The sequence below is a fragment of the Enterobacter sp. BIGb0383 genome (genome assembly GCF_003751845.1).
GTDB lineage: Bacteria > Pseudomonadota > Gammaproteobacteria > Enterobacterales > Enterobacteriaceae > BIGb0383.
The window spans coordinates 295,913-317,359 of sequence record NZ_RJKQ01000003.1 but is presented as its reverse complement, the minus strand read 5'-3'; the positions used below and the strand labels follow the sequence as shown (position 1 = coordinate 317,359).

Annotated in this window: 21 protein-coding genes; 9 read left to right on the top strand and 12 right to left on the bottom strand. The window is 57.8% G+C overall.

Annotation, left to right across the window (positions count from 1 at the left end; genetic code table 11):
- Positions 1-4 precede the first annotated feature (4 nt).
- Genes purB through EDF81_RS17060 form a run of 4 tightly spaced genes read left to right on the top strand, consistent with a single transcriptional unit; the run spans position 5 to position 4,348 of the window.
- Positions 5-1,366: an adenylosuccinate lyase gene (gene purB, locus EDF81_RS17075; RefSeq protein ID WP_123349352.1), complete on the top strand. Its 1,362-nt coding sequence runs from the start codon at positions 5-7 to the stop codon at positions 1,364-1,366.
- Complete coding sequence (locus tag EDF81_RS17070; RefSeq protein ID WP_123349351.1) at positions 1,363-1,911, top strand: GNAT family N-acetyltransferase; 549 nt, start codon at positions 1,363-1,365, stop codon at positions 1,909-1,911. Before purB ends, EDF81_RS17070 begins: the two co-directional genes overlap by 4 nt.
- Positions 1,908-3,053 (top strand): amidohydrolase, encoded by a 1,146-nt coding sequence (locus tag EDF81_RS17065; RefSeq protein WP_123349350.1) that lies wholly within the window; start codon positions 1,908-1,910, stop codon positions 3,051-3,053. Before EDF81_RS17070 ends, EDF81_RS17065 begins: the two co-directional genes overlap by 4 nt.
- Positions 3,050-4,348 (top strand): MmgE/PrpD family protein, encoded by a 1,299-nt coding sequence (locus EDF81_RS17060; protein WP_123349349.1) that lies wholly within the window; start codon positions 3,050-3,052, stop codon positions 4,346-4,348. The genes EDF81_RS17065 and EDF81_RS17060 overlap by 4 nt, the downstream gene beginning before the upstream one ends.
- Before the next feature lie 13 nt (positions 4,349-4,361).
- On the opposite strand, the gene EDF81_RS17055 is transcribed toward EDF81_RS17060, so the two are convergent.
- The 3 genes from EDF81_RS17055 to EDF81_RS17045 are packed head-to-tail and all read right to left on the bottom strand — an operon-like array spanning position 4,362 to position 6,932.
- Complete coding sequence (locus EDF81_RS17055; RefSeq protein ID WP_123349348.1) at positions 4,362-5,123, bottom strand: amino acid ABC transporter ATP-binding protein; 762 nt, start codon at positions 5,121-5,123, stop codon at positions 4,362-4,364.
- Positions 5,116-6,042 (bottom strand): amino acid ABC transporter permease, encoded by a 927-nt coding sequence (locus EDF81_RS17050; protein ID WP_123349347.1) that lies wholly within the window; start codon positions 6,040-6,042, stop codon positions 5,116-5,118. Before EDF81_RS17050 ends, EDF81_RS17055 begins: the two co-directional genes overlap by 8 nt.
- Entirely contained in the window at positions 6,042-6,932 is an 891-nt protein-coding gene (locus tag EDF81_RS17045) for an ABC transporter substrate-binding protein (protein ID WP_123349542.1), read from the bottom strand. The genes EDF81_RS17050 and EDF81_RS17045 overlap by 1 nt, the downstream gene beginning before the upstream one ends.
- A gap of 384 nt (positions 6,933-7,316) precedes the next feature.
- On the opposite strand from EDF81_RS17045, the gene EDF81_RS17040 reads away from it, so the two are divergent.
- On the top strand, positions 7,317-8,546 hold the full coding sequence (locus EDF81_RS17040; protein ID WP_123349346.1) for an EAL and HDOD domain-containing protein: 1,230 nt from the start codon (positions 7,317-7,319) through the stop codon (positions 8,544-8,546).
- 61 nt (positions 8,547-8,607) lie between these two features.
- Here the strand turns inward: EDF81_RS17040 and EDF81_RS17035 are convergent, their stop codons facing one another.
- The 7 genes from EDF81_RS17035 to EDF81_RS17005 all read right to left on the bottom strand — a co-directional run bounded on the left by EDF81_RS17035 (position 8,608) and on the right by EDF81_RS17005 (position 14,727).
- A complete protein-coding gene (locus tag EDF81_RS17035; protein ID WP_123349345.1) occupies positions 8,608-8,907 on the bottom strand; it encodes a hypothetical protein in 300 nt (99 codons plus the stop codon).
- Positions 8,908-9,197: 290 nt separating this feature from the next.
- Complete coding sequence (locus EDF81_RS17030; RefSeq protein WP_123349344.1) at positions 9,198-9,731, bottom strand: helix-turn-helix domain-containing protein; 534 nt, start codon at positions 9,729-9,731, stop codon at positions 9,198-9,200.
- A gap of 79 nt (positions 9,732-9,810) precedes the next feature.
- A complete protein-coding gene (locus EDF81_RS17025; protein WP_123349343.1) occupies positions 9,811-11,190 on the bottom strand; it encodes a carbohydrate porin in 1,380 nt (459 codons plus the stop codon).
- Between the two features lie 162 nt (positions 11,191-11,352).
- On the bottom strand, positions 11,353-11,655 hold the full coding sequence (locus EDF81_RS17020; protein ID WP_148049941.1) for a PTS lactose/cellobiose transporter subunit IIA: 303 nt from the start codon (positions 11,653-11,655) through the stop codon (positions 11,353-11,355).
- A gap of 7 nt (positions 11,656-11,662) precedes the next feature.
- Positions 11,663-13,051 (bottom strand): glycoside hydrolase family 1 protein, encoded by a 1,389-nt coding sequence (locus tag EDF81_RS17015; protein WP_123349341.1) that lies wholly within the window; start codon positions 13,049-13,051, stop codon positions 11,663-11,665.
- Between the two features lie 19 nt (positions 13,052-13,070).
- Positions 13,071-14,399, bottom strand: a complete 1,329-nt coding sequence (locus tag EDF81_RS17010) for a PTS sugar transporter subunit IIC (RefSeq protein ID WP_123349340.1) — start codon at positions 14,397-14,399, stop codon at positions 13,071-13,073.
- 13 nt (positions 14,400-14,412) lie between these two features.
- Complete coding sequence (locus tag EDF81_RS17005) at positions 14,413-14,727, bottom strand: PTS sugar transporter subunit IIB (RefSeq protein ID WP_123349339.1); 315 nt, start codon at positions 14,725-14,727, stop codon at positions 14,413-14,415.
- 297 nt (positions 14,728-15,024) lie between these two features.
- Here EDF81_RS17005 and EDF81_RS17000 point away from each other — a divergent pair, with 297 nt between their 5' ends.
- From EDF81_RS17000 to yghU, 3 genes are all read left to right on the top strand, one after another.
- Complete coding sequence (locus EDF81_RS17000; protein WP_123349338.1) at positions 15,025-15,966, top strand: LacI family DNA-binding transcriptional regulator; 942 nt, start codon at positions 15,025-15,027, stop codon at positions 15,964-15,966.
- A gap of 94 nt (positions 15,967-16,060) precedes the next feature.
- Positions 16,061-16,621 carry a thioredoxin gene (locus EDF81_RS16995; RefSeq protein ID WP_123349337.1) on the top strand — a complete coding sequence of 187 codons (561 nt, stop codon included), beginning with the start codon at positions 16,061-16,063 and terminating at the stop codon, positions 16,619-16,621.
- Between the two features lie 33 nt (positions 16,622-16,654).
- Positions 16,655-17,524: a glutathione-dependent disulfide-bond oxidoreductase gene (gene yghU / locus EDF81_RS16990; protein ID WP_123349336.1), complete on the top strand. Its 870-nt coding sequence runs from the start codon at positions 16,655-16,657 to the stop codon at positions 17,522-17,524.
- A 49-nt stretch (positions 17,525-17,573) separates the two neighbouring features.
- Here yghU and EDF81_RS16985 read toward each other — a convergent pair whose 3' ends face one another.
- On the bottom strand, positions 17,574-19,214 hold the full coding sequence (locus EDF81_RS16985) for a methyl-accepting chemotaxis protein (RefSeq protein ID WP_123349335.1): 1,641 nt from the start codon (positions 19,212-19,214) through the stop codon (positions 17,574-17,576).
- A 112-nt stretch (positions 19,215-19,326) separates the two neighbouring features.
- A complete protein-coding gene (gene yghX, locus EDF81_RS16980; RefSeq protein WP_123349334.1) occupies positions 19,327-20,214 on the bottom strand; it encodes a YghX family hydrolase in 888 nt (295 codons plus the stop codon).
- A gap of 157 nt (positions 20,215-20,371) precedes the next feature.
- On the opposite strand from yghX, the gene EDF81_RS16975 reads away from it, so the two are divergent.
- A complete protein-coding gene (locus EDF81_RS16975) occupies positions 20,372-21,412 on the top strand; it encodes an aldo/keto reductase (RefSeq protein WP_123349333.1) in 1,041 nt (346 codons plus the stop codon).
- The last annotated feature ends 35 nt before the right edge of the window (positions 21,413-21,447 follow it).

Below are 21,447 nucleotides of genomic sequence, written 5' to 3'. Positions count from 1 at the left end.
CTTCATGGCATCCCATCCTATCGACTTTCTGTTAATTGGTAATAACTTTTCCACCCCTGAAATGCGCGACGTCTGGTCGGAGAAAAACCGGCTGGCGCAGCACGTTGCCGTCGAGGTGGCGCTGGCTGTGGCTCAGGGCGAGCTGGGCGTAATCCCGCAGACGGCGGCGCAGACCATCGCCGAACGCGCCAATGCCGACGCGCTGGATCCCGCCGATATCGCCCGTCAGGCGGCCACCATGAAGCACTCCTTTATGCCAACCCTGACCGCGCTGCAGGAGCAGTGCGGCGACGCAGGCGAGTATCTGCACTATGGCGCAACCACACAGGATATTGTTGATACCGGCACCGTGCTGCAGCTCAAGTCTGCGCTGGCGATCGTCCGCCGCGATACGGTCGAGGTGGCTCGCGCCCTGTACGCTCTGGCCGACCGCCATCAGCACACCCCGATTGCCGGACGCACTCACGGTATGCAGGCCCAGCCGACCACCTTCGGCTTTAAAGTGGCCGTCTGGCTGGATGAGTTTTTACGTCATCTGACCCGGCTGCAGGAAATCAGCCCCCGGGTGCTGACGGGCAATATCAGCGGGGCCGTCTGTACCTATGCCGCCCTCGGCGAGGTCGGCCCGGCCGTGGAACGCCGTGCGCTAACTCTCCTCGGCCTGCAAACGCCGACCATCGGCTGGCAGGCCGCACGGGACCGCTTTAGTGAATTCGCCTCGGTGGCGGTGCTGATTAGCGGCTCGCTGGGCAAAATCGGCAACGAGCTTTACAACCTGATGCGCAGTGAAATCGGTGAAATCGAAGAGCCGTTCAGTGCCGGTAAGATTGGCTCGACCACCATGCCCCATAAACGTAATCCGGCCCTGCTGGAAGGGCTGGCCAGCCTGACGCCGCCGGTACGCCGCAGCGCGGCGCTGATTTATGAATCGATGCACGTTGAGCACGAGCGTGACGCCATGAGCTGGCGTGCCGAATGGATCGCCCTGCCGGAGATCTGCCTCTATCTTAGCGCCCAGCTCCAGACCGCCATTGGCGTGCTGAAAGGGCTGCAGGTTAACGAGACGAAAATGCTCAGCAACCTGCAGCTGCAAAACGGCCTGCTGCTGTCGGAAAAAATCATGTTTGAAGCGGGGAAAACCCTCGGCAAACAGACCGCGCACCATCTGGTCTACGACTGCGCCATGCGCGCCCAGGAGAGCCATCGCCCCTTCGCCGAGGTGCTCGCAGAAGATCCGCAGATTGCCCGCGCCATTTCCCTTGATGCGCTGAATGCCTGGCTGGATCCGGCCCAGTATATTGGCTGCGCGCCGCAAAAAGTGCAGGCGGTACTGGAGAGCGCCGACCGCTCTGGACTGCTGCAATGACCGAAAGCTATCGTCAGTTGACCTGCGCCGACAGCGGGGCGTTTTTCCGCCTGATGCTGACCGCCTTTGCGCCCATCCGCGAGATGGGGATCCGCTTTGATGCCGCCAGCGTCAGCGAGGCGCAGGCGGTGCAGCATCTGCAGGATCACGGGGTCTTCGGCCTGTTCGTTGACGACCGGCTGGCCGCTTCCATCACCCTGCGCTATCCCTGGGGACCGCTGCCCGGTCCGTTCGGCCTGCCGCATATCGGCTGGTTTGCCGCTGACCCGGCCTTTCGCGGCCAGCATCGGGGACGTCAGCTTCTGGACTGGCTGGAAACGCATATTCTGCGCGAGGTGCTCAAAGCGCCCGCCGTCTCGCTGGGAACCGCCACTCGCCACCCCTGGCTTAAAGAGATGTATCTCAGCTACGGCTTTACGCCCCAGCATGAAAGCGACCTGGGGAAAGGCCATATCACCCTGTTTATGAAAAAGATCCTCGACGACGCGCAGCACGACCGCTGGCTGACGCGACGCTCAGGACATGAATCAAAGGACACCCGATGACCGACATCGCCCTGAATCACTGGCTGACCGAATTCCGCCGCGAGCTGCACCGTTTCCCTGAACTCTCCAATGAGGAGTTTGAAACCACCCGCCGTCTTCGCGAGGCGCTGGAGGCGAAGCAGATTCGGATTCTGGACCTCCCTCTGCGTACCGGCCTGGTGGTCGAAGTGGGCGGACAACGTCCCGGTCCGCTGGTGATCCTGCGTGCCGATATCGACGCCCTGCCGATTGAGGAAGTCTCCGGCGTGCCCTGGCCGTCGGAAAACCCTGGCGTGATGCACGCCTGCGGGCACGATTTTCACTCTGCCGCCGCCCTCGGCGCGGCGATCCTGCTGCGGGAAAAAGAGGAGAGCCTCGCCGGGACCGTGCGTATTATCTTCCAGCCGGCGGAAGAGACCGGCCACGGCGCACCCGCCGTGCTGGCCACCGGCGCCCTTGACGGGGCGAAGGCAATCTTCGGAATTCATAACGATCCGGCCCTGCCGGTCGGGGTTATCGGCAGCAAGGCCGGCGCGCTGACCGCCGGGGTGGATCGCTTTAAGATCGACGTCCGCGGGCGCGGCAGCCATGCGGCACGACCGCACGAAGGTAACGATCCGCTGATTATTGCCGCGCATCTGGTGACCGCCCTGCAAACTCTGATCAGCCGTAACCTCGACTCGCGGGAAAACGCGGTCGTGTCGGTGACCCAGGTTCACGGCGGCAGCACCTGGAACGTGATCCCGGAAACCGCCTGGCTGGAGGGCACGGTCCGCACCTTTAGCCAGAGTGCACGAGAAGGTCTGGAGCGGCGCTTCCACGACGTGACCGAGGGCGTAGCCCGGACCTTTAATGCTGAGGTGACCCTCGACTGGCAGCCCGGCCCACCGTCGATAATTAACACCGCTGAATGGGTCGACTTTGCCCTTGAAGTCGGTGAGAAAAGCGGTTTTGAAACCCGCCGCCTGGAGGAAAACCCTATCGGGGAGGACTTCGCGTTCTATCTGCAAAAGCTACCCGGCGCCTTTATTATGGTCGGATCCGGCGGCCCGTTCGCCCTCCATCACCCGCAGTTCCGGGTCGATGACGCGGCGCTCTACCCGACCGCACAGTGGCTGGCCGGGCTGGCGGAAGCCGCTCTGATCTCGGGTCATCTCAAGTGAGCCTGACCCAAAACCTGGCGCGCCTGATTGTCCAGAGCGCACCGGATGAGACCGCCCGCGAGAGTGCCCGGGAGAGCGTAAAAGATCTGCTGGCCGTCACCCTCCCCGTCCTTAGCGGCACGCTCGCCGATCCCGGCCTGACCGCGCTGCGCCGCATCTGGCCGGGTGCCGATCCACAGACTCAGGCCCTGCTCGGCGGCTACTGCGCCCACGCCCTCGATTTTGACGACTTCCACGCCGATTTTCGCGGCCACCCCGGCGCGGCGATCCTGCCCGCGCTGTTTGCGCTGGTCCAGACCCTGCCCGGGCTGAGCACGGAACGCTTTCTTGACGCCCTGGTTATCGGGGTGGAAACCGCCGGACGGCTGGGACTCGCCATCGGTCAGGGCCACTATGTGCGGGGATTCCACAATACCGGCACGCTCGGCACTCTGGCCGCCAGCGCCGCAGCGGCACGGCTTTGTAGAGTGGATGAAGCCACCGCCATCACCGTGCTCTCCCTCGCCACCAGCCAGGCAGCCGGGCTGCGGGTACAGTTTGGCTCGACCGCCAAGCCTCTGCACGCCGGTCTGGCGGCACGCGGAGCGGTCACCGCTCTGGAGCTGGCCGTCGCGGGCATTGATGCCGGTAGCCCGGACGCGCTGGAGGCGTTTATCACGGCCTATGGCGATAAAGAGAGCCGTCCGGCGGCGCTCACCGACGGCTGGGGCGCGCCCTGGCGTATCGTCACGCCGGGGCTGGAGTATAAAAACTGGCCGACCTGTAGCGGAACCCACGCCGCCGCGGTGGCTACTCTGCAACTGCGTGAACGCGGGGCGTTGCCCACCGACATTGACCATATCACCGTCGCCTTCCCGCCCGGCGGCGATGTGGCCACGGCCATTCATCAGCCGAAAACCGGGATCGAAGCCCGCTTTAGCCTGGAATATGTCATTGCCCACTGCCTGCTGCACGGGGAGCCGCGTATCGCCGACTTCAGCCTCCAGCCCCTGGCCCCGGACACCTCGGCCCTGGCCGCACGGGTTACCCGCACGCCGGACCTGAACGCGCCGCCGGATGCGCTAAACCCTGCAGCGCGTTTTCATGAGGTGACACTCTTTCTGCGCAGCGGCGAGATCCTGCGCCAGCGCATCACTCGCCAGCAGACGCTGGCCCGTGGGGTAAACGTGGAGGAGAAGCTACGCCGCAGTTTGTCGCCGCTCCCCATCGAGGCGCAGCAGCGCTGGTTACGGCTTAGCGAGTTGACAAACGACGCCGGGCTACAGGAACTCGCGGAAGCGCTGCGGCTGCGCTAAACCTGAACATCGGTTACAGAACGGTGGAGAGAAATGCCGAAACGCGGGGATTGCCCGCCTCTTCCAGCACCTGACGCGCCGGGCCGCTGGCGATAATTTTGCCCTCTTCCATAAAGACAATATTGTCCGCCACCTCGCGGGCAAAGCCCACTTCGTGGGTGACCACCACCATGGTAATGCCGGAGTGCGCCAGGGTGCGGATCACCTGCAGAACTTCACCGACCAGCTCGGGATCGAGGGCGGAGGTGGGTTCATCAAACAGCATCACATCCGGGTCCATCGCCAGCGCCCGGGCAATGGCCACGCGCTGCTGCTGACCGCCGGAAAGCTGCTGCGGCCAGTCATTTTCCCGACCGGATAGGCCAACCTGAGCCAGCAGCAGGCGCGCTTTCGCCACCGCGTTAACCCGGCTCTCTTTTTTGACCCTTATCGGGGCATCGATAATGTTCTGCAGCACGGTGCGGTGGGGGAAGAGATTAAACTGCTGAAATACCATGCCAATACGGCTGCGCTGCCGGGCAATCACCCGATCGCTGACTTCATGCAGGTTCGTGCCGCGCTGCTGATACCCGACCAGTTCCCCACCGACGCGGACGGTGCCGCCGTCGAGTTTTTCCAGATGATTAATGCAGCGCAGCAGGGTCGATTTTCCCGAGCCGGATGGCCCCAGAATCACCGTCACCGAGCCTGCGGCAACGGAGAGATCGACCCCGTCGAGCACCGTTTTACCGGAAAAACGCTTGCTGATATTGCGCAGTTCAATTGCTTCAGCCATTGCTTGCTCTCCTTGCGCCCAGGAAAAGGACGGGCAGTTTGCGGGCGATCCACGCGGTTTTCTCCTGACGGTTCACGCCGCGACCAAAGTAGCGCTCAACGTAGAACTGGCCTACCGACAAAACGGAAGTCAGCAGCAGGTACCACAGGGTCGCGACCAGCAGGAGCGGGATCACCTCGTAGGTGCGCTGGTAAATTATTTGCGCCGAGTAGAGCACGTCCTGGAGGGAGATCACCGACACCACCGCAGTGGTTTTTAGCTGACCAATCACTTCGTTACCGGCGGGCGGCAGAATGGCGCGCATCGCCTGGGGCAGAACCGTATGGCGAAAGATTTGTCCGCGACCGTAGCCCAGGGCGCGGGCGGCTTCCAGCTGGCCGCTGCCGACGCTCTGGATCCCGGCGCGAATAATCTCCGCCGCGTAGGCCGACTGGTGCATCACCAGGGCGATCACCGCCGCGCTGAAGGGACTGATTAGCGCGTTCGCTGAGGCGCTCCACAGCTCACCCACGCCCGGCAGGGAGAGAGTGATGGTCGGATAGAGGGCAGCGATGTTGTACCAGAGGAAAAGCTGTACCAGCATCGGCACGCCGCGAAAGAACCAGGTATATCCCCAGCTGACCGCCACCAGCACCGGGTTGGACGACAGACGCATCAGCGCCAGCAGCGTTCCACCGGCAAACCCCAGCACCACGGAGATCGCCGTCAGCTGCAGCGTCATCAGCACGCCCTGGATAATCGACTCTTCGGTAAAGCTGGCGGCAACCACCGACCATTCGAAGCGCGGATTATTCAGCACCGAGTGCAGAAGCCCAACCAGCAGTACCAGCACCAGGGCGGCGCTGAACCAGCGGCCGTAGTATTTTTTACCGACGATGCGCAGGGCATCGTCGTCAGCAGAAGGGGATAGTCGTGACATCAGAAGATCTCTGCATTGCGCTTAGACGCAGGGACCGCGCCATAGCCAATGGACCAGTGGTCGAGGATTTTCTGGTAAGTCCCGTCGGCAATCAGCGCGTTCAGCGCCGCCTGAACCGGGACTTCCAGTTCCGAACCTTTCGGGAAGGCGATAGACACCGGCGCGTCATTCACGGTGATTTGCCCGCTCATGGTCAGGGCTTTTACCTTGTTCACCTGCCAGGTCAGGCCCTCATAGGGGCCAAAGAACAGCGGTACGCGTCCGCTGACCACCGCCTGCACGCCCGCCGGACGATCCGGGAAGGTGGCGATCTTAATCGCCGGTTTTCCCTGCGCCTGACAGGCCTTGCTGGCTTCGCTCAGACGCGTCAGCTGCGTGGTGCCCGCGCCCGCGCCTATTTCCAGACCACAGGCTTCCGTCAGCTGAGTGAAGGGTTTGATGCCCGCATCCTGACGGGAGATCACCCCCAGCCGGGAAGCATCGAAGTAGCTGACAAAATCGACCTGATCCAGCCGTTTTTGGGTGGCGTTAATATTGGACAGTGCCACATCGTAACGCCCGGACTTCAGGCCCGGAATAATATTGTCGAAGCCGCCGGTATCGTGCCACTGAACCTTAACGCCGAGTTTTTCCGCCACGGCGGTCATTACGTCGATTTCCCTGCCCGCCAGGGTTTTATTGTCTTCTTTGTAGAACGTCGTCGGAGGCGTGTTAGGGTTGGTTCCCGCGACAATATAGCCGCGCGTCCGAACCGTCTCCGGCAGGCTGCCGTTAAGCGCGCTGTCGGCACGCGTCTGGAAATTGCTGTCCGCCGGAACCTGGGTTTCAGCTGCCATTACGCCGTGCGTGGCCATCATTGCCAGCAGTACCGCTAATCCTTTTTTTTGCATTTTTAAATCCTGTTTGCCGGAAATATCCGGCGAAAAATAAGCCATAATCTGAGGTCGATTGTGTGGGAGCCGGGGTGATGAGAAAACGAATAAAACCGGCAAAGCATTGCCGCTGCGTGCATAAGTCAGAGGTTTTTTTGCGGTTAGCCCTGACGTGGCAACGCAACGTAGCGGAAACGCCGGAGGATTTGGGTTAAGATTGACGCAATGCGAGGGGAATACGACGCCGGTTAGCGTTTTTTATCGGCGGATAACGCCTGGAAATCAAGAATCCAGCGGCTTTCTTTTATCTTATTAAAACAGTGATATATAATATCGATACGTAGGTGACCGGACGACGGCAGTAAACGTATCTGATGCTTTACAGGTAATGGGGACAAGTGTATGTATTCATTCGTTGCAAGGCAGCCGATTTTCGACGGAAACAGGGTAACAGTAGCCTATGAGCTGCTGTTCCGTGACGGCATGAGCAACCGCTTCCCCACCAATGTCTCGTCCGAGTATGCCACCAAGCGTATTATCTCCGAGCAGTTTTTAAGCACTCCACTACCGGCGCTGGTGGGTCACCACACCTCGTTTATCAACTTCCCGCCCGAACTTATCGTGCAGGGGTTTGCCAGCATTCTGCCGCGCGATCAGGTGGTGATTGAGATCCTCGAACACGATACCCCCAGCGACGAGCTCTATATTGCAGTGCGCAGGCTCTATGCCGACGGTTTCAAGCTGGCGCTGGACGACTTTACCCTCGATCGAAACTGGGATCGTTTTCTGCCCTATATCTCCATTATCAAGTTTGATATCCGGGCGAAAAGCTACGACGAGATCACCCAGTACATTCAGACTAACCGGCACCGCCTGCGTGACGTGAAGTTCCTCGCGGAAAAGGTCGAAACCAAAGAAGAGTTTGACGCCTATAAAGACTACGGCTTTCATCTCTTTCAGGGCTATTTCTACAGCAAGCCGGAGATCATCAAGCGGCGGCGTCTGTCATCAAACGATGTCCTGCTGTTCCGTCTGATCGCCGAAATTAACGTCGGGGAACCGGATTTCCAGCAGATTGAAAAGATCCTGCGTAACGACCTGAATCTGTCGTACAAGATTATGCGCTACGCCAAAAACGTGCTCTACAAGAGCCGCGGCGTCAATATGGCGCGAAACCCCACGCTGAAAGACACTCTGCTCTATCTCGGCCTGTACGAGCTGCGGCGCTTTGTGTCGGTGGCCTGTCTGACCAATATTGAGGACACCAAAGGCAACGAGCTGTACCACACCAGCCTGGTGAGGGGCATGTTCTGCGAGCTGGTGGCGAAGTCGTCAGCCCATCGCACGCTGGTCAACGACGTCTTCTTCTGCGGCCTCTTCTCGCTGCTGGATGTGATTCTGGATATTGCGCCTGAAGATCTGTTTACCCAGATCGGCCTGCCGGAAACGGTGACCGACGCCCTGACCAAAAAAGAAGGGGTGATCTACCAGTTCCTGCGGCTGGCGATTCTGTACGAAAAGCACAGCTGGGACGAAGCCCGCACCGTCGCACGAGAACTGGGCGTCGGCGAAGATACGGTGGTGGATTCCATGCGTCAGGCAACGGAGTGGGCGGATAATATTATTTCCTGACCTAAAAAAATGAACCCTGTGCTGTGCTCAGGGTTCATTTCCATTAATAAGCTTACAGGGGTTAAATTGTCATATCGCCCCACTGCTCGGAGTTTTTATTAAACAGTTCCAGAGATTTATCCCAGCCGTTTACCAGACCGTAAAGAATGCCCTGGGCCATCCCCATCGTCGCTCCCCAAATAGCGCCCCCCAGCATGGAAAACACGCCCAGGCCAAAAATACCACCGGATGAACCTCCTGCAACCCCGCCTTTCATCGCCCCTGCGCTAAGACCCGCCATACCTGCCAGAATTGCACCGCCGATATTGGATAAGCAACCACCCGAAACCGTTTCGAGTTCCATAATAGTTAATTCACGCATTTTCTTTCCTTGAATAGAAATTTAGTTATTAAATGAAAAAAATCCTGAGTGGAGCAATCATTATTAATGAATCACCCTCTCGATTTTATTATTAATAATAAAAACATCAATTTCTTTTCACTCTACCATTCGGAATGCACTTAATAAAACGCGAGGGGGAAACACGATAAAAATCACTACCAGGCTTTGCGCCTGGTAATAAGGCCCACGAGGCGGTAATTCCATTGCACTATTATCGGAATAGTCGCCTCGCCCTGTCTTGCAGCAGATGATGTGACTGCCAGCGCAGGTTAATCCGCTTCCGGGGGCAAAAAGCGTGCCGGCATCTGCCCGGCACGCTTCTGGTGAATATAGTCATGGCGGTAGCGCAATCGCGCCCCGGCGCCCGGTCCGGGCACTATCTCATAGCGATCGATAGTCAGCGGCTGGCCAGTCTCCTTATCCACCACGACAGCCGTTATCGGTCGCCCGCTGGCGGTATCCACCGGCAGCATTGGCGGCTGGCCGTTGACACAGTGGCGATTGCCCCACTCGGTGAGCATCAGCATGATCGGGTGCAGCTCGCGACTTTTATCGGTCAGCCGGTATTCATGACGCGGCGGGGCGCTGGAGTAAGACACCCGGACAAGCAGGCCATCCTTCACCATCTCTTTGAGCCGTCGGGAAAGAATATTCGGCGCCACATTACAGCTTCTCTGGAACTCATCAAAACGCGTCAGCCCGGCGAAAGCATCGCGCAATATCATTAGGGTCCAGCCATCACCCATCCGACCCAGACTGCGGGCTATCGGGCAGGGTGCATTTAACAACGCTTCATTTTTCATGATTATCGACCCGCTCACGCTCCTGTATTGTGCATCACAAAGGTAACCCGCCAGATGGCGGGTTACCTTGCGTCACTTATCAGAACCAGGCTTCCCACATCGCGCCGACGTTAAAGGAGTCGAGCTGTGAATCCTCTGTTCCGTTAACCCGAGCGGTGCGTTTGTTGTCCACCTCGCCGCCGGTCACGTAGAAACGCAGCATCGGGCGGAATTCCGGTCCCATGGCGATAGACATGTTCTGGGACAGAGTGAGTTTCCAGCCGTTGTTATCACCGCCCTGGTCGTAGTCAACGCGCTGATAGCCCGCTTCAAGCCAGGTGGAGTGCACCTCGTTCCACCAGTGCATCGGACGGACGATGGCGACGTAGTTACGACGGTTATCCGTGTTGTCCTTGCTATTGTCGTAGTCATGGAAGCCGAGCAGGTACTCAATCTGCGTCTGCTGAGTGAACTTATAGCTCCCCTCAAAACTGGCGTAGATCGTCGACAGACCGTCGGTTTTGTTATAAACGCTGTTGTCTGCGTTGTCGGAATAGCGCGCAATCACTTTATTGACGCTATTGTCGCCGGTATGGCTCAGCACCACCCCGCCCTGCCAGGCTTTCAGACGGTCGTCGCTCTCAATGGTTTTCGAGTCAAAACCGTAGTTCGCGTACAGCTCTAAATCCAGCGGCCCGACTTTCATACCGTGAATTTTTGAGGTTGCCGCATAGTTGCCTTTATCGCCGGTGCCGGAGCCGCCGGTACAGTTAATGCGTGACGGGTTAGAGCCGTCGTCCAGCACTTCCGGATTACAGGACTCCACGGCCGCCACCGCCGCCACGTCGAACTGTACGCCGCCGATATCGAAGTTTTTCACCCCGGCGCCCTGACCATCATGGGTCATCCAGAAGTAGTCGTTGATCCCCTGCTGCGGACGCTGATGGAAATCACGACCGGCCCAGAAGTAAGCATTCGGGTTGGATTCAAGAATGTTGGTCACGCCCGCATAGGCTTTTTTGAGGTTAACCTCATCGCCCCAGTGGTCGAACATTACGTTCACGTCCCAGATAGCCCCGTTATCGCCTTTAAAGGCTTTAGAGAGCTGGAATTCGCCGCCGTTACCTTCGTTACCCAGACGACCAATACCTGAGGAGCCGTTATAGGAACCGTCCACGCCGATATATTTCTGATCGCCCGCCTTAAAGTGCGCGCCGTAGCGGGCGTAGCCGCTGAACTTCACGCCAAAAGGAATGGCCATATCCGGCGACTGGGCCGCCGTTTGTGGTTCGGTAATCACATCTGCTTTTTTATCGATGGCCGCATCCATTTTGGCCTGGCGCTCGGCGAGCGCCTTATCGACAGCTTTTGCCACAATGGCGTCGATTTGTTCCTGAGTAAATTCCTGCGCGAGTACAGAGCCGGAGCAAAGCGCAGCCATTACTGCCAGTGCAACTGGAAGTTGTTTTTTCATTTTCATGGCTATCTCAATATAGTTAGTTATTTACTTTCCAGACAATAACCAACTCCTTCAGGCCGACATAATTAAATGCCGGACCTGAACGCGTTGATTAATACTTTTACTCACTTCAGTAACAATCTTATTTATTCGGTTCCCAATCCTGAAAACCAGAAAGGGAAATTAACGCTGGTATAAATGAATAATCTCTTCCGAGAGTTCACGGGCCAGCAGCGAATTCATTAAATGATCCTGCGCGTGCACCATGATCAGGGTCATCGGCTGCCGGGCCTCTCCGGCGTCCTGTTCAATCAATTTGGTCTGCATATGGTGAGCCTGACGGGCGTAGCCGTCCGCCTCCTTCAGCAGGCTCTTCGCCTCGTCGAAGTTCCCCTGCCGTGCCGCGTGCAGCGCCTCAAAGCACAGGCTGCGCGACTGACCTGCATTGACGATGATCTCCATCACCGCGTCTTCTAAACCGATCAACGTTGATTCACTCTGATTCAAAACCATTCCTCCCGGCGACCGCAGCAAACCATTCGCCGCTTTTTTTAATCGTTCGCTGCTGGGTGGTTAAATCCAGCTGCACGAATCCGTATCGGTTTTTATAACCGTTACACCAGGACCAGTTATCAATAAAGGTCCACATATGATAGCCAAGGCAGTGAGCCCCTTCGCTAATTCCTTTATGCAACCACGCCAGATGACCGGCGACAAATTCAATACGATAGGCGTCATCAATTTGCCCGTCGTGAATAAATCGCTGTTCATTTTCCACGCCCATTCCATTTTCAGAAATAAAACAGCGAGGGTTGCCGTAGTTCAGCCGTAAATTAGTGAGGATATCGTAAATACCCGGTTCATAAATTTCCCAGCCACGATACGGATTCATTTTACGGCCGGGCATTTCGTAAGCGTCGAATAACCATTCCGGCATAAAAGGCGCATCCGGATTAATCGCGCTGTCGCGGCACTTCACCCGCCGTGGCTGGTAGTAGTTAATCCCCAGCAGATCAATTTTGCCGTCGGCAATCAGCGCTGCGTCGCCGGGCTGGCAGGCGGGAAGCTGGCCGTACTTATCCAGCAGCGCCACCAGATCGGTGGGATATTCGCCCAGCAGCACCGGGTCGAGGAAACTGCGGTTAAACAGCAGATCCGCATGGTGCGCCGCCTTCAGGTCCGCCGGATTCTGCGAACGCGGGTAAGACGGCGTCAGGTTCAGCACAATGCCAATCTCGCCGCCGAATTCCCCGTCGCGGAATGCCCGCACCGCCGAGGCATGTGCCAGCACCGTGTGATACGCCACGGTCGCTGCCCGTTTGAAATCCACCACGTTCGGGTAGTGGAAGTCATACAGATAGCCCCCTTCCACCGGTACAATCGGCTCGTTAAAAGTAAACCAGTGCTGAACCCGGTCGCCAAACAGCTCGAAACATATCCGGGCGTAGCGGCTGAATGCCGCGACGACCTGACGGTTTTCCCAGCCGCCTTTCTCCTGCATCACCATCGGCATATCGAAGTGGAACAGGGTAATAAAGGGTGCGATCCCCCGTGCCAGCAGCTCGTCAATCACCCCGTTATAAAAGGCGACCGCCTCATGATTCACTTCCCCGGTTCCGTCCGGTATCAGTCGTGACCAGCTTATCGAGGTGCGAAAGCTGTTGTGGTTCAGCTCGGTGAGCAGCGCAATGTCATCACGCCAGTTGCGGTAAAACGTCGAGGTCTCATCCGGCCCGATCTGCTGGTGAAAGCGCAGCGGCTGCTGGCTGTACCAGGCATCCCAGGTCGTCGGACTCTTACCGCCACCGCGGCTTTCCCCTTCGGTTTGCAGCGCAGAACAGGCGCTACCCCACCAGAAGCCTTCGGGAAATGTGTATTTCATAACGCGTCTCTCCGCTGTTTTAGTTACTGCTGGCGGTTTCTGCCAGAGGTGCGCCGTTTTGCGCTTTTTGCTCTTCGGTCACCATCAGGGAGCGCTCATAGGCACGCAGGAACGGCAGGTAAATCAGCGCCGACATCAGCATACAAACAAAGCACATGATCACCGGGCTAAAGGCCCAGTTGGCGGCCCAGGAGGCACCGATAGGCGCCGGTGTGGTCCACGGGGTAAGGGAAACCACCTGCGGGATCCAGTCCAGACGGGTGGCGCACCAGGCCAGGATGGCGTTAATCAGCGGCACACAGACGAACGGCAGGAACATCATCGGGTTCATAATGATCGGCGCGCCGAACATGATGGGTTCGTTGATGTTGAAGAAGCTCGGCACCACGCCCATTTTTCCGATGGTACGCAGATGCGTCACGCGACTGCGCAGCAGCAGGAAGGCCAGCGGCAGGGTTGAGCCTACCCCACCAATCAGCAGATAGTGGTCCCAGAAGCCCTGCAGATAGACGTGCGGCAGCGCAGCGCCGGCCGCCAGCGCCGCCTGGTTTGCCGAGAGGTTCGCCATCCAGAACGGGTTCATAATCCCGGTCACGATCAGCGATCCGTGGATCCCGGCGAACCAGAAGATCTGGCACAGCAGGACGGAGAGCAGCACTGCAGGCAGAGAGTCAGATGCGGAAACCAGCGGCTCCAGCACGTGCATAATGGCCTGTGGGATAATCATTCCGGTGGTCGATTCGACCAGCAGATTCAGCGGATGCAGGGTCGCAATCACCACCAGCACCGGGATCAGGATTTCAAAAGAGCGCGCCACGCCGGTCGGCACCTCTTTCGGCAGGCGGATCGTCACGTTGTGCTGCTTCAGCCAGGCATACATCCGGGTGGAGTAGATAGCGGTGATCAGCGCGGTAAAGATCCCCTGCCCGGAGAGATACTGGGTAGAGATTTTGCCGTCCGCGTAGGGCGCAGCCACCAGCAGGAAGGCCATAAAGGCCAGCAGGCCGGACATCACCGGATCGAGATTAAACTGACGGCCCAGACTGGCGCCAATCCCGACCGAAATAAAGAAGGTCATCACGCCCATGCTAAGGTTAAACGGCAGCATCAGCTGTTCACGGTAGGTCTCAGAGAAAGTCAGCCAGCCGCGAGCAAAACCGTTGGTGGTTTCCGCCGAGAACGGTGGAAAAATAAACACCAGCATAAAAGAGCCGATAATCATAAAGGGCAGCGCGGCGGTAAAGCCGTCACGGATTGCAATCACGTACTTCTGCTGGCCCAGTTTTCCCGCCAGGGGCGTGATGGATTGCTCAATCACGGTAATCATGGACTGATATAACGAACTCATAGTGACACCTTTGTTATTGCGCCGCGGCTATCAGCGACAGCGCATAATCGAGCACCTTATCACCGCGCTGCATTCCGTAATCCATCGTGTCGATGGACTGTACCGGAATACCCCGAGCGGCAGCCTTTTGCGACAGCGTCGCCAGCATATACTTCACCTGGGGGCCAAGCAGCACCACCTGGTAGTTGGGAAACTGCTCATCAAATTCCGAAACGCCGTAGGCATCAATCTGCACCGGAGTGCCTCTTTCCTTTGCCACTTCCACCATTTTCCGCACCAGCATGCTGGTGGACATCCCCGCAGAACAGCACAACATAATCCTGTACATCGACTTTATCCTCGAAAATGTAAAAATTGTTTCGAGGCTGATTGGATACTTTACGGAAACCGTTTTCCATCCTTAAAAAACAGAAGTGTGAAATGCTTCAAAAACCGCGTGTGTATTGAGTTCGCGAATTGGATTGGCATCACACATTTTCTTCACAAATGTAAGATTTGGATAAGCTATGGAAAATCGGTTTCCACAAAAAAGCTAAGCCGTTATACTGCCTGTGGTTCTGGAATGTGAGCCACAGCATGTTTTGGCGGCCAGACAAAGGGATTGCCCGTCTGCCAGGAGAGAAAGATGTCTACTATCAACGATGTATCGCGACTTGCCGGGGTTTCCAAAGCCACCGTCTCGCGCGTGTTGAGCGGTTCACGCGGCGTTAAAGAAGCCAGTCGTCTCGCCGTTCTTAAAGCGGCTGAAGAGCTGAACTACCGGCCGAACGTTATTGCCCAGTCGTTATTGAGCCAGTCAACCGGCTGTATCGGGGTGATCTGCGCCCAGGAGAATATCAACCAGAGCACCGCTTATCTCTATGCCCTGGAAAAACAGCTTAGCCAGCATCAGAAGCATCTGCTGCTGCGTTTTGCCAGCAGCCAGGTTGAGGTGCAGAACGCGCTCGACGAGCTGAGCTGCGGCCTGTGCGATGACGTGGTGATTATCGGCGCACGCTTCGAGCTGGAAGTTCCGCATGAGAACGTGATCGTCGTCGACTGTATGGATGCCGATGCCAGCAACAGCATTCAGTTCGACCACGCCTTTGCCGCAGAAACCGCCTGCAACTATCTGATTAGCCAGGGAAGACGGCAAATCGCAGTCATCACGCCGACGGCCAACCGCTTCGCCGAACATATTCTGCTGGGCTACAAGCTGGCGCTGGAAAACAATTTCCTGCCCTTTAACCGCAACCTGGTCTTTATGGAGAACAGCATCTCCTCGCTGGTCGCCCTGCAAATGCTGATGAACAACAGCACCACGCTGAATTTCAATGCGCTGCTGGTGGCCGATGAGCTGGAAGCCCAGCGGGTGATTACCCAGCTCCAGGCCTTTAATAAGCAGGTGCCAAAAGACATTATGGTCTTCAGCCTTGCCGGGTCGCTAAATCTGCCTGGCGTACCGGCGATCCCGGCCATCGAATATCCGGTTGAAGTGATGGCAGCACGTATTGTGAAATGGCTGACTCAGGAGCCACAGAGCACGCCGGTTCCGCAGCTGATGCGCGGCGATCTGGTGGTACCCTGACCCGCAGATTCCTGACGGGATGACATTGGCATCCCGTTCATTTTTGTTAGAGTGTAACCACGATTATCAACAAAAATGAGCAACAGGAGTCAGCATGAGTCAGCAACCAGCCCTCAGCGGCCAGCCGCTGGAGTGGGGCCACGGCCCTCGCACCTTTGAAGTGTTCCTCGAACCTACCTGCCCGTTCTCCGTTCGTGCTTTTAATAAACTGGATGCGCTGCTAAAACACGTCGGTGAAGATAAACTGACCGTTAAGATCCGCCTGCAGTCGCAGCCCTGGCACCTTTTTTCCGGCGTCATCGTCCGCTGTATTCTGGCCGCCTCAACGCTGCCGGACGGCAAGGCCGCGGCGCATAAGGTGATGCAGGCCGTTGCCGATCATCGGGAAGAGTTTGAATTTACCGATCACTGTAGCGGTCCGAATATGGATGCCACCCCGCAGCAAATCGTCGAGCGTATTGAGCGCTACAGCGGTGTGCAGCTGGGAGACGCCTTTGCGGTTCCTGCGCTGCAGAATCTGATTAAGTGGCACTGCAAATATGCCCGCCAGAACGGCATTCACGTGTCGCCGACCTTTATGGTCAACGGCCTGGTCCAGGCGGACCTCGGCAGCGGCGATGATGTCAGCGTCTGGGCCGAGCGCATTCTCGCCTGATCCCTCTTACCCCTCAGCACAAGGCAGAACAGTATGTCAGACAATCAATACCAGCCGCCAAAAGTGTGGACCTGGGAACCGAACGCCAACGGCGGCCCGTTTGCCAATATCAACCGCCCCGTTTCCGGTTCAACCCATGAGAAAGACCTTCCGGTCGGCAAGCATCCGCTCCAGCTTTACTCCCTGGGCACGCCTAACGGCCAGAAAGTGACGATTATGCTCGAAGAGCTGCTGGCCGCCGGCGTCAGCGAGGCAGAGTACGACGCCTGGCTGATCCGCATTGGCGAAGGGGACCAGTTCTCCAGCGGCTTTGTTGACGTTAACCCTAACTCCAAGATCCCGGCTCTGCGCGACCACGCCACCACGCCGCCGACTCGCGTCTTTGAGTCCGGCGCAATCCTGCTCTATCTGGCGGAAAAATTCGGCCACTTCCTGCCGAAAGACCCGGCCGGGCGGACCGAAACCCTGAACTGGCTGTTCTGGCTGCAGGGTTCCGCGCCTTTCCTCGGCGGCGGCTTCGGCCACTTCTATCACTATGCGCCGGTGAAAATTGAGTACGCGATTAACCGCTTTACGATGGAAGCCAAGCGTCAGCTCGACGTGCTGGAACAGCAGCTCGGCCGTCATACCTTTATCGCCGGGGAAGAGTACAGCATCGCCGATATGGCCATCTGGCCCTGGTACGGCAATATCGTGCTCGGCAATGCGTATGAAGCGGCGGAGTTCCTTGATGCCGACAGCTATAAAAACGTGCTGCGCTGGGCGAAGGCTGTCGCTGCTCGTCCGGCGGTTCAGCGTGGTCGTATCGTTAACCGCGCCGTTGGCCCGCTGAACGAACAGCTGCGTGAGCGTCACGATGCGGCAGATTTCGACACGCAGACGGAAGATAAGCGCCAGGCGTAAATAAAAAAAGGGGGCTAAATTAGCCCCCTTTTCAGTTAGTGAGTGTCTGTCAGAATGCGACCCACTCTTCTGCATCGTTGCCTTTTTGCGGGCTACGCGCAGCTGCCGGTCGTTTCAGTTCGGTCGTCACGGCCACCGGCTCTTTGCTGGAGAGGCGGAACTTCTGCACCGAACGCTGGAGATCTTCCGTCTGGCGCTCCAGCGCTGCGGCCGCAGAAGAGACCTGCTCAACCAGCGAGGCGTTCTGCTGGGTAACGCTGTCCATCTCGGTGATCGCGATTCCCACCTGCGAGATGCCTTTGCTCTGCTCTTCCGAAGCGGCAGCAATCTGCTTCATGATGGTGGTCACTTCTTTCACCGCCCGCAGAATCGCTTCCATGGTGGTGCCGGTTTCGTTCACCAGCTGGGCGCCTCTGTCCACGCGATTGACGGAGTCGGCGATCAGCGTTTCGATCTCCTTCGCCGCACCGGCGCTGCGACTGGCCAGGTTACGTACTTCGCCCGCGACCACGGCAAACCCACGCCCCTGTTCACCCGCACGCGCGGCTTCTACCGCGGCGTTCAGCGCCAGAATGTTGGTCTGGAAGGCGATGCTGTTAATCACGTTGGTGATCTCAGCGATCTTCTTCGAGCTGGCGGAGATGCCGGTCATGGTATCGACCACTTCACCGACCAGGGAACCACCTTTGCTGGCGGTGGTGGAGGCCACTTCCGCCAGTTCGCTGGCCTGACGCGCGTTATCCGCGTTCAGTTTCACCGTTGCGGTAATTTGCTCCATACTGGCCGCCGTCTCTTCCAGCGCCGACGCCTGCTCTTCAGTACGCGAAGAGAGGTCGTTATTGCCGGTAGAGATTTCCGTTGCGCCACGCCAGATGTTCTCACTACCCGAACGGATAGAGGCCACGGCTTCACGCAGACTGTCCTGCATCGCGTTAAGCAGCGGCACCAGCTGGCCCACGCAGTTGCGGCCGAAATCACCCAGAGACTGGCTGAGATCGCCCTGGGCAATCTGGCGGAACTGTTCGCGAATAATATCCAGCGGTTTCACCAGCATGGTCACCAGATAGCGATCGGTGAACACCAGGATCAACAAACCAACAATCACGGCGACGATAATGCTGATACGGGTGGTTTTGGTCTGGCCATCAACGGAGACACGCGTTTGATCGAGCATCACGCCCGCCGCCTGGTTGAACGCTTCGGTGCTGGCGCCGAAGGCACGGCTTAAGGGTGGCGTAACGTTGTTAGCCTGCTGACGATATTCGTCCAGCGTTCCCTGCTGGGCGCGCTGCATTTGCGGCACCACACCCTGTTCCAGTAATGCCTGCCAGGCGCTAAGCACCTGTGCCGACACCTGAGGATCCATTGGTCCCGGTGAGACAGCACGCATCTCATCGAGTTTTTTGCGCATATTATCCAGCGCCTGTTGCACGGGAGCAAAGTCAGCATTTGCACCGGCAGCCTTGTTTTCCATCGCCCGGCTCAGGCGCGTAACGAAACGAAAGTACTGGTCATTTCCCTGGCTCAGTACGGTCATTTGCGTTACAAGCTGACGGTCAACTTCATTACCATCCGCTACTTTCGACAGCGCATAGACGCTGTACAGGCCGACGCCCGACCACATAAGACAAAAGATCCCTAATATCACCAGCATGACAAAGCGGATCGTGAAATTGCGAAGAAATTGCATATAAACTCCTGACCGTAAGGGTAGAGTTCTTCAGTTGGAGAACTCATATCCTTGTTATCGGCAAATCGGCGGGAATTTATACCGTTTCGCAATTATTTTTTTTAACAGCTTTTTAACTCAAGTACTTCGCAAACCAGTCCAGGGTTCGCTGCCAGGCTAACTCGGCCGCAGCCTTGTCATAGCGGGGGGTAGAGTCATTATGAAAGCCGTGGTTAACCCCCGGATAAATATGCGCTTCATACACTTTCTTATGCGCTTTCAGGGCCGTTTCCATCGCCGGCCAGCCTTCGTTAATTCGGGTGTCCAGCTCGGCATAATGCAGCAGGATCGGGGCGTTAATACGGGCCACCTCGTCTGCCGGTGCCTGCCGACCATAAAACGGTACCGCACAGGCTAATTCGGGATACGCCACCGCTGCCGCGTTGGAGACGCCGCCGCCGTAGCAAAAGCCGGTAATGCCCACTTTTCCCGTGGCGTCCGGGTATTTTTGCAGGAATTCAACGGCGGCAAAGAAGTCGTTCATCAGCTTTGTCGGGTCCACCTTCTGCTGTAGCTCGCGCCCGGCGTCATCGTTGCCGGGATAGCCGCCCACCGAGCTCAGGCCGTCCGGGGCCAGCGCGATGTAACCCGCTTTGGCGACGCGACGAGCCACATCTTCGATATAGGGATTGAGCCCACGATTTTCGTGAACCACCACCACCGCAGGCACTTTGCCCTCGGCCTTCGCCGGTTTCACCAGATAGCCTCGCACCTCGCCGTGCCCGTTGGGTGAGGGATACTGGATATACTCCGCCTTGATCTCAGGGTCGGTAAACTCAACCTGGGTCGCGAGGGCGTAGTTCGGCTTGAGTAAATTAAACAGCGCCAGGGCCGTTACTCCGCCGACGGCGTACTTTGCCGCCACCTGCAAAAACTCGCGCTTGCTGATCTTGCCGTGTGCGTAATAGTCGTAGTAATCGAGCAGTTCTTGCGGGAAATCTTTCGCTGTGAGTCGGGTCATCAGAGTGTCTCCATCGATTAAGGCCCCTGTAAGCAAAGCATAAAGCGTGCTTTTTGCCCAACGGCGATCCCGGTTCTGAATGCTGAGGGTTGCCGTCAGGTACACAATGGATAGTATAGAAACAGTGTTTCAGAACTGAATATCCTAAGGAGAACTCATGGCCTGGTTTGCCAACCCCGCCCGTTATGAACAGATGCAGTACCGCTACTGTGGAAAGAGCGGACTGCGTCTGCCCGCATTTTCACTGGGACTCTGGCACAGTTTCGGTCACGTTCAAGCCCTGGATTCCCAACGTGCGCTGCTGCGCAAAGCCTTCGATCTGGGCATCACCCACTTTGACCTTGCCAACAACTACGGCCCACCGCCGGGCAGCGCCGAGGAAAACTTTGGCCGCCTGCTGAAAAGCGATTTCGCCGGGTACCGCGACGAACTGTTAATCTCCACCAAAGCCGGATATGACATGTGGCCGGGCCCATACGGGTCAGGCGGATCGCGTAAGTATGTGCTTGCCAGCCTCGACCAGAGCCTCAGCCGTATGGGGCTGGACTATGTCGATATCTTCTACTCCCACCGTGTGGACGAGAATACGCCGATGGAAGAGACCGCCGCCGCGCTGGCTCAGGCGGTGCAAAGCGGCAAGGCGCTCTATATCGGGATCTCCTCTTACTCCAGCGAACGCACGCAAAAAATGGCCGAGCTGCTGCGTGAGTGGAAGGTACCGCTGCTGATCCATCAGCCCTCCTACAATCTGCTCAACCGTTGGGTGGACAGCAGCGGCCTGCTGGATACGCTGGAGAGCAACGGCGTGGGCTGCATCGCCTTTACGCCGCTGGCACAGGGTTTGCTGACCGGTAAATACCTGCAGGGCATTCCGGACGGTTCACGCATGCAGCGCGAAGGCAAAAAGGTGAGAGGCCTGACGGAGAATATGCTGACGGAGAGCAACCTTAACAGCCTGCGGATGCTGGATGAGATGGCGAAACAGCGCGGACAGACGATGGCGCAGATGGCCCTGAGCTGGCTGCTGAAGGATAACCGGGTGACCTCGGTGCTGATCGGCGCGAGCCGCCCGGAACAGCTGGAAGAGAACGTTCTGGCACTGAATAATCTGACCTTCAGCGCGGAAGAACTGGCGCAGATCGACCGGCACGTGGCCGACGGTCAGCTGAATCTGTGGCAGGCGTCGTCGGACAAGTAACCCTCCATAAAAAAGGGCGCCTCGCTGCGCCCTTC

Bases quoted from the DNA above. Each gene is read 5' to 3' on its own strand.
- EDF81_RS17070 (WP_123349351.1), top strand. From the start codon at position 1,363: ATGACCGAAAGCTATCGTCAGTTGACCTGCGCCGACAGCGGGGCGTTT.
- EDF81_RS17030 (WP_123349344.1), bottom strand. From the start codon at position 9,731: ATGAAAAATGAAGCGTTGTTAAATGCACCCTGCCCGATAGCCCGCAGT.
- yghU (WP_123349336.1), top strand. From the start codon at position 16,655: ATGTCAGACAATCAATACCAGCCGCCAAAAGTGTGGACCTGGGAACCG.
- EDF81_RS17005 (WP_123349339.1), bottom strand. From the start codon at position 14,727: ATGTACAGGATTATGTTGTGCTGTTCTGCGGGGATGTCCACCAGCATG.
- EDF81_RS17055 (WP_123349348.1), bottom strand. From the start codon at position 5,123: ATGGCTGAAGCAATTGAACTGCGCAATATCAGCAAGCGTTTTTCCGGT.
- EDF81_RS17045 (WP_123349542.1), bottom strand. From the start codon at position 6,932: ATGCAAAAAAAAGGATTAGCGGTACTGCTGGCAATGATGGCCACGCAC.
- EDF81_RS17035 (WP_123349345.1), bottom strand. From the start codon at position 8,907: ATGCGTGAATTAACTATTATGGAACTCGAAACGGTTTCGGGTGGTTGC.
- EDF81_RS17050 (WP_123349347.1), bottom strand. From the start codon at position 6,042: ATGTCACGACTATCCCCTTCTGCTGACGACGATGCCCTGCGCATCGTC.
- EDF81_RS17000 (WP_123349338.1), top strand. From the start codon at position 15,025: ATGTCTACTATCAACGATGTATCGCGACTTGCCGGGGTTTCCAAAGCC.
- EDF81_RS17015 (WP_123349341.1), bottom strand. From the start codon at position 13,051: ATGAAATACACATTTCCCGAAGGCTTCTGGTGGGGTAGCGCCTGTTCT.
- EDF81_RS17010 (WP_123349340.1), bottom strand. From the start codon at position 14,399: ATGAGTTCGTTATATCAGTCCATGATTACCGTGATTGAGCAATCCATC.
- yghX (WP_123349334.1), bottom strand. From the start codon at position 20,214: ATGACCCGACTCACAGCGAAAGATTTCCCGCAAGAACTGCTCGATTAC.
- EDF81_RS16985 (WP_123349335.1), bottom strand. From the start codon at position 19,214: ATGCAATTTCTTCGCAATTTCACGATCCGCTTTGTCATGCTGGTGATA.
- EDF81_RS16995 (WP_123349337.1), top strand. From the start codon at position 16,061: ATGAGTCAGCAACCAGCCCTCAGCGGCCAGCCGCTGGAGTGGGGCCAC.
- purB (WP_123349352.1), top strand. From the start codon at position 5: ATGGCATCCCATCCTATCGACTTTCTGTTAATTGGTAATAACTTTTCC.
- EDF81_RS16975 (WP_123349333.1), top strand. From the start codon at position 20,372: ATGGCCTGGTTTGCCAACCCCGCCCGTTATGAACAGATGCAGTACCGC.
- EDF81_RS17025 (WP_123349343.1), bottom strand. From the start codon at position 11,190: ATGAAAATGAAAAAACAACTTCCAGTTGCACTGGCAGTAATGGCTGCG.
- EDF81_RS17065 (WP_123349350.1), top strand. From the start codon at position 1,908: ATGACCGACATCGCCCTGAATCACTGGCTGACCGAATTCCGCCGCGAG.
- EDF81_RS17040 (WP_123349346.1), top strand. From the start codon at position 7,317: ATGTATTCATTCGTTGCAAGGCAGCCGATTTTCGACGGAAACAGGGTA.